The following is a 14,861-nucleotide window of genomic DNA, read 5'->3' on the forward strand; positions in this document are numbered from 1 at the left end:
TCTATTCGAGCACAGATATTTAGTACACTAAAGATATGGCAAAGGATCCCGACCACGTCCCGCTTCGCACGCGCATCCGAGAGGCCGGCGGACTGTACGCCTGGTTCAACTCGAACCTGATTCGCTTCGCCGGACCTGCTTCGGTCGGGCCCTACGAGCCCACGCTTCCGCCCAGCGCCGAAGAGCGCGCTGAGCGCGCCTGCCCGCTGTGCGGCGCGCCGATGAATCAGCACACGATCGACCGAAGCGGACCTAAGCCGCTGATGCACTGCCCCTGACGCAGGATCAGCAGGACCGCACTCGCGGATGAGCGACGTTCAGGCGTGCCCGGCGCGCTCCATCGCCCGCAGCTCCTTCTTCAGGTCCTGCACCTCATCGCGCAGACGGGCTGCCAGCTCGAACTTCAGCTCGCTGGCGGCCGCCAGCATCTGATCGGACAGGTCGGCGATCGTGTCCTCGAGCTGCGTGGCACCCTCAGCCGCGATGCCCGTGCGTCGCAGGTTCGGCGTGGGCGACTTGCCCTTGCCGCTCTTGTTTCGCGCCGACCGCATGTCAGCCGTGTCGGCGGCCTCGCGTGCGAGCACCTCGGTGATGTCGGCGATCCGCTTGCGCAGCGGCTGCGGGTCGATACCGTTCGCTTTGTTGTAGGCGATCTGCTTCTCGCGACGTCGGTCGGTCTCCTCGATGGCTTTCGCCATCGAATCCGTCATGTTGTCGGCGTACATGTGCACCTGGCCAGAGACGTTTCGCGCCGCACGGCCGATGGTCTGGATCAGCGACGTGCCCGAGCGCAGGAAGCCCTCCTTGTCGGCGTCGAGGATCGCGACGAGCGACACCTCGGGAAGGTCGAGGCCCTCCCGAAGCAGGTTGATGCCGACGAGCACGTCGTAGACGCCCGCACGCAGCTCGCTGAGCAGTTCGACGCGGCGGAGAGTGTCGACGTCCGAGTGCAGATAGCGCACCCGCACGCCATGCTCGCCCAGGAAGTCCGTCAGTTCCTCGGCCATCTTCTTCGTGAGCGTCGTGACCAGCACGCGCTCGTCGCGTTCGACCCGCAGGCGGATCTCCTCGAGCAGATCGTCGATCTGGCCCTTGGACGGCTTCACGATGATCTCGGGGTCGACGAGCCCGGTCGGGCGGATGATCTGCTCGACCACGCCATCGGCGATGCCCATCTCGTACTTGCCAGGGGTGGCCGACAGGTAGACGGTCTGGCCGATCCGGTTCTTGAACTCGTCCCAGCGCAGAGGACGGTTGTCCATCGCGCTGGGCAGGCGGAAGCCGTGCTCGACGAGCGTGCGCTTGCGCGAGGCGTCGCCCTCGTACATCGCGCCGATCTGCGGCACGGTCACGTGCGACTCGTCGATCACCAGCAGGAAGTCGTCGGGGAAGAAGTCGAGCAGCGTGTGCGGCGGCTCGCCAGGAGCACGTCCGTCCATATGGCGCGAGTAGTTCTCGATGCCCGAGCAGAAGCCGAGCTGCTGCAGCATCTCGATGTCGAACGTCGTGCGCATGCGCAGCCGCTGCGCCTCGAGCAGCTTGCCCTGGCGCTCCAGTTCGGCCAGCCGCTGTTCGAGCTCGTGCTCGATGGTGCCGATGGCACGCTGCACCACGTCGGTGCCCGCCACATAGTGCGATGCCGGGAAGATCGGCACGGAGTCGAGCTTGGCGATGACCTCGCCGGTGAGCGGGTGCAGAGAATACAGAGCCTCGATCTCGTCGCCGAACAGCTCGATGCGGATCGCGTGCTCTTCGTACACCGGGATGATCTCGATCGTGTCTCCTCGCACACGGAAGTTGCCGCGCGAGAAGTCGACGTCGTTGCGGTTGTACTGCATGGCGATGAACTGGCGGATCAGAGCGTCGCGGTCGTACCGCTCCCCCACCTGCAGCGCGACCATGGCACGCAGGTACTCCTCGGGCGCGCCGAGGCCGTAGATGCACGAGACGGTCGAGACCACGACGACGTCTCGGCGGCTGAGCAGCGAGTTCGTCGTGGAATGCCGCAGACGCTCCACCTCGGCGTTGACCGAGGAGTCCTTCTCGATGAAGGTGTCGGTCTGGGGCACGTATGCCTCGGGCTGGTAGTAGTCGTAGTACGAGACGAAGTACTCGATCGCGTTGTTCGGCATGAGCTCGCGGAACTCGTTCGCAAGCTGGGCCGCCAGCGTCTTGTTGTGCGCCATGACCAGCGTCGGGCGCTGGACCTGCTCGATGAGCCACGCCGTCGTCGCGGACTTTCCCGTACCGGTCGCGCCGAGCAGCACGACATCGGTCTCACCGGCGTTGATGCGCGCCGCGAGCTGCGCGATGGCCTGCGGCTGGTCGCCGGCCGGCATGTACTCGCTGACGACCTCGAAGGGGCGGACGCTGCGCGTGGGTTGCATCTCTCCAGCCTACGAGCACCCTCCGACATCGAGGGCGGCCTCGGCGCATCCCGTCCGGCCCGGCCTAGAGTGTGACCGTGATCGAGTTCATCATCGGCAGCAGCCTCGCCGCCAGCGCGGGGCTGAACGCCTGGATGCCCCTCTTCCTTCTCGGCCTGTCCGACCGGCTGCTTCCGGCGGTCGATCTCCCCGGAGGCTGGTCCTGGCTGTCGAGCGACATCGCACTCTGGATCGTCGGCGCTCTGCTTGTGCTCGAGATCGTCGCAGACAAGATCCCGGCGCTCGACTCTGTCAACGACATCGTGCAGAGCATCCTTCGTCCGGCATCAGGCGGCATCGCCTTCGGAGCGGGTGCGAGCGCGCAGACCGTGGCCGTGGACGACCCGTCCGCCTTCTTCTCCGAGAGCACCTGGGCGCCCATCGTCGCGGGAATCGTGATCGCCCTGATCGTGCACGTCGTCAAGGCGACGGGGCGACTCGCCGCGAACACGGCGACGGCGGGCCTCGCCGCCCCTGTCCTCAGCACCGTCGAGGACGGCGCGTCCTTCGCACTCGCCGCCGCCGCGATCGTCGTCCCCGTGCTCGCGCTGCTTCTGCTGATCGGCCTGATCGTGGCTGCCGTGCTGATCGTCCGCCGTACCGCCCGACGGCGACGCGAGCGGATCCCGCGTCAGCCGGGCAGCGGCGTCCAGACATAGGGCGTGGTGGTCGACACGCGCACCAGTCCCGCCCGCTCCAGGATGGGTCGCGAGAACTCTGTCGAGTCCGACTGCAGGTAGCGCCTACCCAGAGCCAGCGCCGCTCGGGCGCGTTCAGCTGTCAGCGCGCGGTAGATGCCGCGCCCTCGCCACTCAGGCAGCGTTGCACCGCCCCACAGCCCCGCGAGCTCCGTGTTCTCGACGGGTTCGAGGCGTCCAGCACTGATGACCTCCGCCCCGGCGACAGCCGTCCATAGCTGCAGAGAGTCGTCGACGCGCAGCCGTCTTAGCGTGGCGTCCGCGCGCGAGCGCCAATCACGGTCGCCGAAGACGAGTCCCTGCATCCGCTCCATGGCGAGCACCTCGTCGTCAGTCGTGGCACGACGCAACTCGACTCCGTCGGGAAGCGACACATCCTGCACGAGCAGGGCGGCCTCGCCGACCATGATCGACTCGGTGTCCTCAGGCTGGAAACCGCGCGCCATCAGCGCGTCGGCCAGCCCGGGCGCAGGGTCATGCGCCCGGGTCTTCCACTCGACCGATCGGATGCCGGGGCGGGACGTGAAATGCTCCAGCGCGGCGTCGACGAGCCCTCCGAGGTCGGTCAGGTCCAGGTCACGGCCGCTGATGAAGCCCCTTCCGCCGTCGAACTCGGCCAGCAGCAGCGGTCCGAACTCGACAGCGTCGACTGCGTGCGCCGCCTCGGACCGACCGCGCAGCTGACTGTCATAGGCCGCCAGGTAATCCGCGATCATGCTCGCGGTGCCAGCGAGGTCCAGAGCGCGTCGACCTGCGCGAGCGTTCGGTCCATGCTTCCGGAGGTGTCGATCACGACATCCGCGATCGCGCGACGCTCCTCGTCCGACACCTGGGCGCCGATGCGGCGGCGCGCGTCTTCCTCGTTCATCCCCCGAAGCTGAACCATCCGACGCACACGTTCTTCAGCGGGTGCGTCGGCGACCACGATGAGATCCCAGGGGTCGTCGACCCTCGCCTCCACCAGCAGGGGCACGTCGTACACGACGACCGAGGCGGGGTCGGCGGAGAGTGCCTCCGCAAAGCGCCGGTGCGACTCCGCGCGCACGGCCGGATGCACGATCGCGTTCAGCCGCTGCAGAGCCTCGTCGTCTCCGAAAACGCGGGCTCCGAGGGCCGCGCGGTCCAGTGCGCCGTCGGCGGCGAGCATCTCCCGGCCGAACTCCGCGACGATGGCGTCCAGCACCGCGCCGCCGGGCTGCTGCACCTCGCGCACGATCGTGTCAGCGTCGATGACGGTCGCACCGTGCTCGGCGAGACGGGCGGCTACGGTCGACTTTCCCGAGGCGATGCCCCCGGTGAGTGCGATGAGTGGCATTCACCCATCCTGGCACTGCGCAGGGTGCCGGATATGCGGAACGGGCCGCCACCCGAAGGTGACGACCCGTTCCTGGTGTGATCAGAGATCAGCTGTTGCCGCCCGAGAGCTTCTCGCGCAGCGCGGCGAGAGCCTCGTCGTCGGCCAGGGTGCCGGCACCGGTCGAGTCGCTCGAGAACGTCTGCGCACCGAAGTCGTCGCCTGCAGCGGCCTCGGCCTCGGCAGCCTTGACGACCTGAGCCTTGTGAGCCTCCCAGCGGGTCTGAGCCGCGGCGTACTCCTGCTCCCAAGCCTCGCGCTGAGCGTCGAAGCCTTCCTTCCAGGCACCGGTCTCGGCGTCGAAGCCCTCCGGGTACTTGTACTCGCCGTTCTCGTCGTACTCGGCGAGCATGCCGTACAGAGCCGGGTCGAACTCGGTGCCGTTGGGGTCGACCGACTCGTTGGCCTGCTTCAGCGACAGCGAGATGCGGCGACGCTCGAGGTCGATGTCGATGACCTTGACGAAGACCTCTTCGCCGACCGACACGACCTGCTCAGCCAGCTCGACGTGCTTGCTGGAGAGCTCGGAGATGTGCACGAGGCCCTCGATGCCGTCTGCGACGCGCACGAACGCACCGAACGGGACGAGCTTGGTGACCTTGCCCGGTGCGATCTGGCCGATCGCGTGGGTGCGGGCGAAGACCTGCCACGGGTCCTCCTGTGTGGCCTTCAGCGACAGCGAGACGCGCTCGCGGTCGAGGTCGACCTCAAGGATCTCGACGGTGACCTCCTGGCCGACCTCGACGACCTCGGAGGCGTGCTCGATGTGCTTCCACGAGAGCTCGGAGACGTGCACGAGGCCGTCCACGCCGCCCAGATCGACGAACGCACCGAAGTTGACGATCGACGAGACGACACCCTTGCGGACCTGACCCTTGTGCAGGTTGTTCAGGAACGTGGTGCGCGACTCCGACTGCGTCTGCTCCAGCAGCGCGCGGCGGCTGAGCACCACGTTGTTGCGGTTCTTGTCGAGCTCGAGGATCTTGGCCTCGAGCTCCTGGCCGAGGTACGGGGTGAGGTCGCGGACGCGGCGCAGCTCGATGAGCGACGCGGGCAGGAAGCCACGCAGTCCGATGTCGACGATGAGGCCACCCTTGACGACCTCGATGACGGTGCCGGTGACGACGCCGTCGTTCTCCTTGATCTTCTCGACATCGCCCCAGGCGCGCTCGTACTGGGCGCGCTTCTTGGACAGGATCAGGCGGCCTTCCTTGTCCTCCTTCTGGAGGACGAGGGCCTCGACCTGGTCGCCGACGGCGACGACCTCATTGGGGTCGACGTCGTGCTTGATGGAGAGCTCGCGCGAGGGGATGACACCCTCGGTCTTGTAGCCCACGTCGAGCAGAACCTCATCGCGGTCGATCTTGACGATCGTGCCCTCGATGATGTCGCCGTCGTTGAAGAACTTCAGGGTCTTCTCGACCGCGGCCAGGAAGTCCTCAGCAGAGCCGATGTCGTTGATCGCGACCTGCTTGGTGGCCGGGGCGGTCGTTGCGCTAGTCATGTAGTGGGTTGTCCTTGTGAATGGATGATCGGGCTTCGACGGCCGGCGCGCACGCCGGGATGAGTCCTCGAAGCGGTTGGATTGTGAGTGCGATGCCATGAGGGCAGGCACATGCCTGCCACGAATGACACTTCAGATTATCAGATCCACCCGGGTTGCGCTCCCCTCTCCTCCTATGCTGGAGCAGTGACCGAACGACTGATGCTGCTCGACACCGCCAGCCTGTACTTCCGGGCGTTCTTCGGCGTGCCCGACAAGGTGAAGGCGCCGGACGGATCGTCGGTGAATGCGACTCGCGGACTGCTCGACATCATCGCGAAGCTCGTCACGCTCTATCAGCCGTCCCAGATCATCGCGTGCTGGGACGACGACTGGCGTCCGCAGTGGCGCGTCGATCTCATCCCGAGCTACAAGGCGCATCGCGTCGTAGAGGAGATCACCGCGTCTCCCGATGTGGAGGAGGTCCCGGATGCCCTGCAGCAGCAGATCCCTCTGATCCGCGCGGCGCTCGGCGTACTCGGCATCCCGATCATCGGCGTGGCCGAGCACGAAGCCGACGACGTCATCGGCACACTGGCGACGCACGCCGCCCTTCCTGTGGACATCGTCACCGGCGACCGCGACCTGTTCCAGCTCGTCGACGACAGCCGCGACGTGCGCGTTATCTATACCGCCCGCGGCATGAGCAACCTCGAGATCATCACCGACGAGACCGTGGTCGCCAAGTACGGCGTCCTCCCCTCGCAGTACGCCGACTTCGCCACCATGCGCGGAGATGCATCCGACGGCCTTCCAGGGGTCAAGGGCATCGGCGAGAAGACCGCCGCCACCCTGCTCCGCGCGCACGGTGATCTCGCCGGCATCCGCGCTGCGGCTGCGGAGGGACTGCTCTCGGCGACCGCGGCCACCCGCTTCTCGGAAGCGTCCGACTACCTTGACGTGGCGCCGACCGTCGTCGAGGTCGCGACCGACCTCGACATCGCCGCCCCCGGCACTGCGCTGGGCGATCTGACCACGGCCGACCGGGACGCCGCGGAGGCCCTGGCCGAGCAGTGGAACCTGGGCACGTCGATGAGCCGTGCGCTCACCGCCCTGGCATCCGAGGACTGAGTCGCAGCCGATGCTCAGCCGCGTGCCCAGGCGCGGAGCCGCTGCAGGCCCCAGGTCGTGACGATGCGCTCCGCCGGCACACCAGCCACCTCGGCACGCTCCGCCCCATGATCGATCAGCGAGAGCTGGCCCGGCGCGTGAGCGTCGGAGTCGATCGAGAACAGGCACCCCTCCTCGAGGGCGATCGCGATCAGATCGTCCGGTGGGTCCTGCCGCTCGGGCCGTGAATTGATCTCCACGGCGACGCCGTTCTCGGCGCACGCGGCGAAGACCGCCCTGGCGTCGAACTCGGAGCGGGGTCTGGTGCCGCGTGATCCTTCGACGAGGCGACCTGTGCAGTGCCCGAGCACGTTCACCCGGGGATCTGCGACAGCGGCGAGCATCCGGCGCGTCATCGGAGCGGAGTCCATCCGCAGCTTCGAGTGCACTGACGCGACCACGATGTCGAGTGCGTCGAGCATCTCGTCGGTCTGATCGAGCGCTCCGTCCTCGAGGATGTCGACCTCGATGCCAGCCAGCACCGTCAGCCCTGCACCCGACTGCGCGCGGACCAGCGGGATCTGCTCTCGCAGCCGCTCGACCGAGAGGCCCCGTGCGACCTTCAACCGGGGCGAATGGTCGGTGATCGCCACGTACTCGTGGCCGAGTGCTCTCGCGGCGGCCACCATCGCCTCGATCGGGGTCGTTCCGTCTGACCAGTCCGTATGGCTGTGAAGGTCGCCCTTCAGCCGCGCCCGCAGCTCGGAGCGCCGCTCGGGCTCGACCTCGCCTCGCAGCTCGATCAGATAGTCCGGCACCCGCCCCTCCTGCGCCTGCCTGATCACGGCGAACGTCGAGTCGCCGATGCCCTTCTGCGACTTCAGCAGAGTGGGATCGTCGACGACCTCCGGAGGCAGGGACGCCACGACCGCCGCGGCCTGGCGGAACGCCTTGGCCCGGTAACGCGAAGCACGCTCGCGCTCGAGCAGAGCGGCGATCTCGAGCAGGGCCTCGGCGGCGTCCATGACTGATCCGCTCCGCTCAGGCGGGCACTGGCTCCTGGGTGACCTGCACCCACTGATCCAGCTTCGCTGCGGCGCGCCCGTCGTCGATGACCGCCGAAGCGCGCTCGTACGCGTCTCGCAGACGCTCGACGATCGGAACCTGCGTCAGCGTCGAATCGTGCGACAGCTCGTAGGCGACGATGCCCGCCGCCGCGTTCAGGAGCACGATGTCGCGCACCGCGCCCGTCTCGCCGGCGAGAGTGCGTCGCAGCACCGTGGCATTGTGCTCGGGAGAACCGCCCACGAGGTCGTCGAGGTCGGCCAGCGGGATGCCGAGATCGCGAGGGTCGAGGTCGTGCTCGTGGATGTCTCCCCGCGTCACCTCCCAGATCCGGCTGTGGCCCGTGGTGGTCAGCTCATCGAGCCCGTCGTCGCCGCGGAAGACCAGCGCCGTGGCGCCCCGGGTGCGGAACACCCCTGTGATCAGCGGAACCCGATCCAGCTGCGCGACGCCGACGGCGTTCGCCTCGGCTCTGGCCGGATTGCAGAGCGGGCCGAGCATGTTGAAGACGGTCGGCACCGCGAGCTCGGACCGAGCGGCTCCGGCGTGCTTGAACCCGGGGTGGAAGGCCGCCGCCCATGCGAAGGTGATGCCGGTGCGCTCGAGAGCGGCAGCGACCCGCCCGGGGTCGAGAGAGATGTCCAGTCCGAGCGCGGCGAGCACATCCGACGAGCCGGACGACGAGCTCGCCGCCCGGTTGCCGTGCTTCACGACGGGGATGCCCGACGCGCCGATGATGATCGCGGCGGTCGTCGAGATGTTGACGGTGCCGATGCGATCGCCGCCCGTGCCGACGATGTCCAGCACGTCGGAGGAAACCGGGAGCGGCACAGCCGCCTCGAGGATCGCGTCGCGGAATCCGACGATCTCATCGACGGTCTCGCCCTTCGCACGCAGCGCGACGAGGAAGCCGGCGAGCTGCGCATCCGACACCTTGCCCCGCATCACCTGGCGCATGGCCCAGGTCGACTCCCACACACTCAGATCACGTCGGTCGAGCAGCGTCGAGAGGAGATCGGGCCAGGTCAGGGTGTCAGCCATGACTGCGATCCTAATCGCGGCGCGATGATGCCGATTCGAGATGACGACTCGTGCTCGTCCGCTGGACAAGCGGTTGTCCGCAGAATGAAGGCACATTCGCAGGTACTTCTTAGGTTCTCCTTAGTCGCGGGACAGCGAGACAGGCCACGTCGGTGCAAGAATCCCCGAGCGGAATCGGCCATAATGGTCAGGTGACCACCTCAGCGACGTATGCCCCGGCGGCAAGAACCATCAAGCGCCCCAATCCGGTCGCTGTCGGCACCATCGTGTGGCTCGGCAGCGAAGTCATGTTCTTCGCGGGACTCTTCGCGATCTACTTCACGCTGCGCAGCACCTCCCCCGAGCTGTGGGCAGACCGCACCGAGCTGCTGAACGTCGTGTTCGCAGCGGTGAACACCGCGATCCTGGTCGCGTCGTCGTTCACCTGCCAGATGGGTGTGTTCGCTGCTGAGGACCTGCAGCCCTACCGCATCGACAAGGGCCGGGTGAACGCCTTCGGCCGTCGCCGCCTGTTCGGCTGGGGAATGGTCGAGTGGTTCTGGCTCACCTTCATCCTCGGCGCGATCTTCGTCAGCGGTCAGGTCTGGGAGTACGCCCAGCTCGTGGCCGAGGGCATGCCGATCCAGGCCGACTCGTACGCTTCCGCGTTCTACCTCACGACCGGCTTCCACGCCCTGCACGTCACCGGCGGCCTCATCGCCTTCGTGCTGGTCATCGGCCGCGCGTACGCCGTCAAGAACTTCGGCCACAAGGAGGCGACCTCCTCGATCGTCGTGTCGTACTACTGGCACTTCGTCGACGTCGTCTGGGTCGCCCTGTTCGCCGTCATCTACTTCCTGAAATAAGAGCGGAGCGATTTCCCGAAATGGCACGAGAGAAGAAGCACCGCTCACGCGGTCGCCGCAGTCCACTCGCCGCTGCCGCCCTGATCGGCGCCGGCCTGCTGCTCACCGGTGGTGTGTACGCCGGAGCATCGGCTGCGATGGCATCCACCACCGATGCGCAGACCAGCGCGACAGCAGAGCTGACGGTGCAGGACGGCGAGAAGCTGTTCACCGCGAACTGCGCGACCTGCCACGGCCTCGACATGCAGGGCACCACCGAGGGCCCGAGCCTCGTCGGCGTCGGTGAGCTCTCCGTCGAGTTCCAGCTGGCCACGGGCCGCATGCCTCTGCAGATGCAGGGCCCGCAGGCCCCGCAGAAGAAGCCCCAGTTCACCGACGCGCAGATCCGCGCGATGGCCGCGTACGTGCAGAGCGTCGCGCCCGGCCCGAACTACCCGCAGGACTGGGTCACCGCCGGCGAGGAGAACCCCGACAACTCGCAGGACGAGGTCGACATCGCACACGGTGCGGAGCTGTTCCGCATCAACTGCGCCATGTGCCACAACGTCGCCGCCGCTGGTGGCGCTCTGACCGAGGGCAAGTACGCCCCCGCGCTGACCTCGACCAGCCCCCTGCACATCTACGCGGCCATGGTCACCGGCCCGCAGAACATGCCGGTCTTCGGCGACATGAACCTGAGCACCGAAGACAAGCGCGACATCATCGCCGCGCTCGTCTACCAGCAGGAGGCCGTGCAGATCGGCGGCTTCACGCTCGGCTCGCTCGGCCCCGTGTCCGAGGGCCTGTTCATCTGGATCTTCGGAATCGGCGCGCTCGTCGCCCTCACCGTGTGGATCACGGCGAAGTCCAACTGACGCACTTTCATCGAAGAGTTACGTACGAGGAGCACCATGGCACACGACGACGACACGCAGGCTCTTGAGAGGGCCTACCAGCCCTCGCGGGGGCTGGGCGTCGCAGTCAGCGATCCTGCGGAGAACCCGGGACTGCCGCCACACCGTGAGCGGATGACCGACAAGGACCCGCGCGCCGAGAAGGCTGCGGTCCGCACGGTCTACACCCTGTTCTACCTGTCGCTCGCTGGCAGCATCTGGGCGGTCGCCGCATACATGCTGTTCCCGATCGAGAGCGGCCTGGCGATCGACATCCGCCACAACAACATGTACATCGGCATCGGCATCGCATTCGCGCTGCTGGCGCTCGGCATCGGCGCGATCCACTGGTCGAAGGCGCTCATGTCCGACAAGGAGTACATCGAGCACCGCCACCCCACTCGCGGCAAGGACCTCACCCGCGAAGCGGCGGTCAAGGCGTTCTCGGATGCGAACGACGACTCGGGTTTCGGTCGCCGCACCGTCATCCGCAACTCGCTGATCGCCGCGGTCATCGCGTCGATCCTTCCCGGGGTCACGCTGTTCCGCGGTCTCGCACCGCACAACAACTCGCACGGCAACCCGATCGCGGGCGACCCGGTGGCGCTGCTCAAGCACACCATGTGGGAGAAGGGCATGCGCCTGGCCCGCGACCCGGAGGGCACGCCCATCCGCGCCGCGGACGTCACCCTCGGCTCCGCCTTCCACGTGATCCCCGAGCCCCTCGCCGAGCTCGGTCACCACGACGGCTACATGGAGGAGAAGGCCAAGGCCATCGTGCTCCTCATGCGTCTGCGTCCCGAGCAGCTCATCGAGGCCGAGGATCGCAAGGACTGGTCGTACGACGGCATCGTCGCGTACTCCAAGGTCTGCACCCACGTCGGCTGCCCCGTCGCCCTGTACGAGCAGCAGACCCATCACCTGCTGTGCCCGTGCCACCAGTCGCAGTTCGACGTCACGGACCACGCCAAGGTCATCTTCGGCCCGGCCGCCCGCCCGCTGCCGCAGCTGCCCATCGCCGTCGACGATGAGGGCTACCTCATCGCGCAGCGCGACTTCACCGAACCCGTCGGCCCGAGCTTCTGGGAGCGTCATTGAGCACCGCAACTCTTAAAGAGGACAACAAGCAGAAGCCCCTGGGCGGACGCTTCATCGGCGCGACGGCGAACTACCTCGACGAGCGCACCAGCATGTCCGGCTTCGTCAAGGAGCTCGGTCGCAAGATCTTCCCCGACCACTGGTCGTTCATGCTGGGTGAGATCGCACTGTGGGCGTTCGTGGCCGTGTTCCTCTCGGGCACGTTCCTGACGTTCTTCTTCCAGGCGTCGATGGCGCCCACGCACTACACCGGCGCCTACGCTCCGCTACGTGGCGTCGAGATGACGGCCGCCTTCGAGTCCGCGCTCCGCATCTCGTGGGACATCCGCGGTGGCCTCCTGGTGCGCCAGATCCACCACTGGGCGGCTCTCGTGTTCATCGCGGGCATCGGCATCCACATGCTGCGCGTGTTCTTCACGGGCGCATTCCGCAAGCCTCGCGAGCTCAACTGGGTGATCGGGTTCGTGCTGTTCATCCTCGCTCTGGCCGAGGGCTTCACGGGCTACTCGCTGCCTGACGACCTGCTCTCGGGCAACGGTCTGCGCATCATCGACGGCATGATCAAGGGCCTCCCGCTGATCGGAACCTGGACCTCGTTCCTCATCTTCGGCGGCGAGTTCCCCGGTGACGACATCGTCGGACGCCTCTACACGATGCACATCCTGCTGCTTCCGCTGCTGGTCATCGGCATGATCGTCCTGCACCTCATGCTGATGATCGTGAACAAGCACACCCAGTTCGCAGGCCCCGGCCGCACGAACGACAACGTGGTCGGCTACCCGATGATGCCGGTCTACATGTCGAAGATGGGCGGCTTCTTCTTCATCGTCTTCGGCGTGATCGTGCTGATCGCCTCGTTCTTCCAGATCCTCCCGTTCTGGGACTACGGCCCCTACGACCCGTCTCCGATCTCGGCCGGTACCCAGCCTGACTGGTACATCGGCTTCGCGGACGGCGCCCTGCGTCTCGCTCCCCCGCACCTCGATGTCCCGCTCGGCAACTTCACGCTGTCGCTCGGCATCGTGATCCCGGTGCTCGTGCTCGGTCTGTTCATCGTCGCCGTGGCGCTGTACCCGTTCATCGAGGCATGGATCACCGGCGACAAGCGCGAGCACCACCTCGCCGACCGTCCGCGCAACGCTCCGACCCGCACTGCGATCGGCGTCGCCGGCATGATCTTCTACGCCGTGCTGTGGGCTGCCGCCTCGTCGGACCTGATGGCCACCCACTTCATGCTGACGATGGAGGGCGTGATCCACGCGCTCCAGGCTCTGCTGTTCGTCGGACCGATCCTCGGATACTTCGTCACGAAGCGCATCTGCATCGCGCTTCAGAAGAAGGACCGTGAGATCGTGCTGCACGGCTATGAGTCGGGCCGCATCGTCCGCCTGCCCGGTGGCGAGTTCATCGAGGTGCACCAGCCGGTCGACGTGTACGACCGCTGGAAGCTCATCGACTACACGACCTACGAGCCGCTCGTCGTTCGCCCGAACGCGAAGGGTCGTATCCCGTGGCACGAGAACCTGCGCAGCTCGATCTCGCGCTGGTTCTACGAGGACCGCCTCCAGCCGCTGACCCAGGCCGAGATCGTCGCTGCAGACGCGCATCAGCACCACACGCTGGCGCACGACGAGGAGATCGAGGCAGCGGAGATCGCGGGTGCTCACGAGCGCGCCGGTGTCACCTCCGACGACCAGATCGCTCCGGCTGACCTGCACGTCGGTGAGACGCCGAACACACCGAGCTCGGTGATCGCCAAGGAGCCGGCCAAGCCGCGCAAGCGCAAGAAGTCGGAGGACGGCGAGTAACCCGCACTCCCCCACGAACGAGGGCCCGTCCGTTATCGGACGGGCCCTCGTTCGTCTTCCGGCGTTGCTACGGTGGAGTCATGTCGTCCTTCGTCGTCCGCACCGCTCGCGAGACCGACGCGGAGCGGATCGCCCTGATCGAAGCGGAAGCGGATCAGATGCTGGTCGCGCTGTTCCAGGCCGATGACTGGCCGGCACCCGACAGCGCAGCCCACCGTCTCATGCTGCCTGGCGCTGTACTCGTCGGCGAATCGCGGTCGGGCGAGGTCGCCGGGTTCGCGCATCTGCTCGAGGTCGACGGACATGCGCACCTCGAGCAGGTCTCCGTGCTCCCCCGGTTCGGCCGCCGCGGGCTCGGCCGGATGCTGGTGACCTCAGCCCTGCATGAGGCCGCTGCCCGCGGTCATCGCGAGGTGACGTTGCGCACGTACGCGGATGTGCCGTGGAACGCGCCGTTCTACACGACCTGCGGATTCGTTGAGACAGAGCCCGACAGCGCCTTTCTGACAGGGCTGCTCGACGTCGAAGAGCGTCTCCGCCTCTCTATGCACGGCCGCCGGCTCCAGATGACCTCGCCAGTCCCGTCCCCGGACGTCACGAGTGGCTGAGCTCGGCGAGGCACGCAGTAGCCTGTGACCATGATCGATCGACAGGAGTTCTTCTCCGCCAAGCTTCAGTACGAGACCGACCCGAGCGACGTGTACGCCGCGCAGAAGACGGCAGCTCCGATCGTGATCGTCGATGTCCGGTCCGATGAGGCGTGGGCCCAGGGTCGCATCGCCGGCGCCGTGCACATGCACTACAGCGAGATCGCAGCGCGCGCACCCGTGGAGATCCCGCAGGACGCGGAGGTCGTCGTGTACTGCTGGAGCCCCGGTTGCAATGCGGGCGCAAAAGGCGCGCTCGAGTTTGCCAAGCTCGGCTACTCGGCCCGCGAGATGATCGGTGGCTTCGAGTACTGGGTGCGCGAGGGGTATCCGGTCGCCGACCACGACGGTGTCCATCGTCGCCCGATCGACCCGCTCACGGGCGTGCCACGTGTGCGCACGCGAGCCTGACGG

The 14,861-nt window shown here is 67.0% G+C and carries 15 protein-coding genes; 9 read left to right on the forward strand and 6 right to left on the reverse strand.

Features of this window, described 5'->3' with window-relative positions; genetic code table 11:
* Window positions 1–35: 35 nt before the first annotated feature.
* Window positions 36–278: a hypothetical protein gene (locus JOE67_RS02140; protein ID WP_204973916.1), complete on the forward strand. Its 243-nt coding sequence runs from the start codon at window positions 36–38 to the stop codon at window positions 276–278.
* Window positions 279–317: 39 nt separating this feature from the next.
* Here the strand turns inward: JOE67_RS02140 and uvrB are convergent, their stop codons facing one another.
* The gene (gene uvrB / locus JOE67_RS02145; protein WP_204973918.1) at window positions 318–2,387 is read right to left on the reverse strand and encodes an excinuclease ABC subunit UvrB; all 2,070 of its coding nucleotides are present in this window, start codon (window positions 2,385–2,387) and stop codon (window positions 318–320) included.
* Window positions 2,388–2,464: 77 nt separating this feature from the next.
* On the opposite strand from uvrB, the gene JOE67_RS02150 reads away from it, so the two are divergent.
* A complete protein-coding gene (locus JOE67_RS02150; protein ID WP_204973920.1) occupies window positions 2,465–3,085 on the forward strand; it encodes a DUF4126 family protein in 621 nt (206 codons plus the stop codon).
* On the opposite strand, the gene JOE67_RS02155 is transcribed toward JOE67_RS02150, so the two are convergent.
* The 3 genes from JOE67_RS02155 to rpsA form a co-directional block, all read right to left on the reverse strand.
* A complete protein-coding gene (locus JOE67_RS02155; protein ID WP_204973922.1) occupies window positions 3,058–3,840 on the reverse strand; it encodes a GNAT family N-acetyltransferase in 783 nt (260 codons plus the stop codon). The two genes, JOE67_RS02150 and JOE67_RS02155, sit on opposite strands and share 28 nt — an antisense overlap.
* Window positions 3,837–4,439: a dephospho-CoA kinase gene (coaE, locus tag JOE67_RS02160; RefSeq protein WP_204973924.1), complete on the reverse strand. Its 603-nt coding sequence runs from the start codon at window positions 4,437–4,439 to the stop codon at window positions 3,837–3,839. The genes JOE67_RS02155 and coaE overlap by 4 nt, the downstream gene beginning before the upstream one ends.
* A gap of 88 nt (window positions 4,440–4,527) precedes the next feature.
* Window positions 4,528–5,982 carry a 30S ribosomal protein S1 gene (gene rpsA / locus JOE67_RS02165; protein ID WP_204973926.1) on the reverse strand — a complete coding sequence of 485 codons (1,455 nt, stop codon included), beginning with the start codon at window positions 5,980–5,982 and terminating at the stop codon, window positions 4,528–4,530.
* A 186-nt stretch (window positions 5,983–6,168) separates the two neighbouring features.
* Between rpsA and JOE67_RS02170 the strand changes: the two genes are divergently transcribed.
* Window positions 6,169–7,092, forward strand: a complete 924-nt coding sequence (locus JOE67_RS02170) for a 5'-3' exonuclease (protein ID WP_338041465.1) — start codon at window positions 6,169–6,171, stop codon at window positions 7,090–7,092.
* A gap of 14 nt (window positions 7,093–7,106) precedes the next feature.
* Here JOE67_RS02170 and JOE67_RS02175 read toward each other — a convergent pair whose 3' ends face one another.
* A complete protein-coding gene (locus JOE67_RS02175) occupies window positions 7,107–8,096 on the reverse strand; it encodes a PHP domain-containing protein (RefSeq protein WP_204973928.1) in 990 nt (329 codons plus the stop codon).
* A gap of 16 nt (window positions 8,097–8,112) precedes the next feature.
* On the reverse strand, window positions 8,113–9,177 hold the full coding sequence (gene trpD, locus JOE67_RS02180) for an anthranilate phosphoribosyltransferase (protein ID WP_204973930.1): 1,065 nt from the start codon (window positions 9,175–9,177) through the stop codon (window positions 8,113–8,115).
* Window positions 9,178–9,368: 191 nt separating this feature from the next.
* Between trpD and ctaE the strand changes: the two genes are divergently transcribed.
* From ctaE to JOE67_RS02210, 6 genes are all read left to right on the forward strand, one after another.
* Window positions 9,369–10,022 carry an aa3-type cytochrome oxidase subunit III gene (gene ctaE, locus JOE67_RS02185; protein WP_204973932.1) on the forward strand — a complete coding sequence of 218 codons (654 nt, stop codon included), beginning with the start codon at window positions 9,369–9,371 and terminating at the stop codon, window positions 10,020–10,022.
* A 20-nt stretch (window positions 10,023–10,042) separates the two neighbouring features.
* Window positions 10,043–10,876, forward strand: a complete 834-nt coding sequence (gene qcrC, locus JOE67_RS02190; RefSeq protein ID WP_204973934.1) for a cytochrome bc1 complex diheme cytochrome c subunit — start codon at window positions 10,043–10,045, stop codon at window positions 10,874–10,876.
* 36 nt (window positions 10,877–10,912) lie between these two features.
* On the forward strand, window positions 10,913–11,992 hold the full coding sequence (gene qcrA / locus JOE67_RS02195) for a cytochrome bc1 complex Rieske iron-sulfur subunit (protein ID WP_204973935.1): 1,080 nt from the start codon (window positions 10,913–10,915) through the stop codon (window positions 11,990–11,992).
* Entirely contained in the window at window positions 11,989–13,800 is a 1,812-nt protein-coding gene (gene qcrB, locus JOE67_RS02200) for a cytochrome bc1 complex cytochrome b subunit (RefSeq protein ID WP_239527949.1), read from the forward strand. The genes qcrA and qcrB overlap by 4 nt, the downstream gene beginning before the upstream one ends.
* A gap of 80 nt (window positions 13,801–13,880) precedes the next feature.
* Entirely contained in the window at window positions 13,881–14,408 is a 528-nt protein-coding gene (locus JOE67_RS02205; protein WP_204973937.1) for a GNAT family N-acetyltransferase, read from the forward strand.
* Between the two features lie 30 nt (window positions 14,409–14,438).
* On the forward strand, window positions 14,439–14,858 hold the full coding sequence (locus tag JOE67_RS02210; protein WP_204973939.1) for a rhodanese-like domain-containing protein: 420 nt from the start codon (window positions 14,439–14,441) through the stop codon (window positions 14,856–14,858).
* Window positions 14,859–14,861 lie beyond the last annotated feature (3 nt).

The organism is Microbacterium esteraromaticum, from assembly GCF_016907315.1.
Lineage (GTDB): Bacteria > Actinomycetota > Actinomycetes > Actinomycetales > Microbacteriaceae > Microbacterium > Microbacterium esteraromaticum.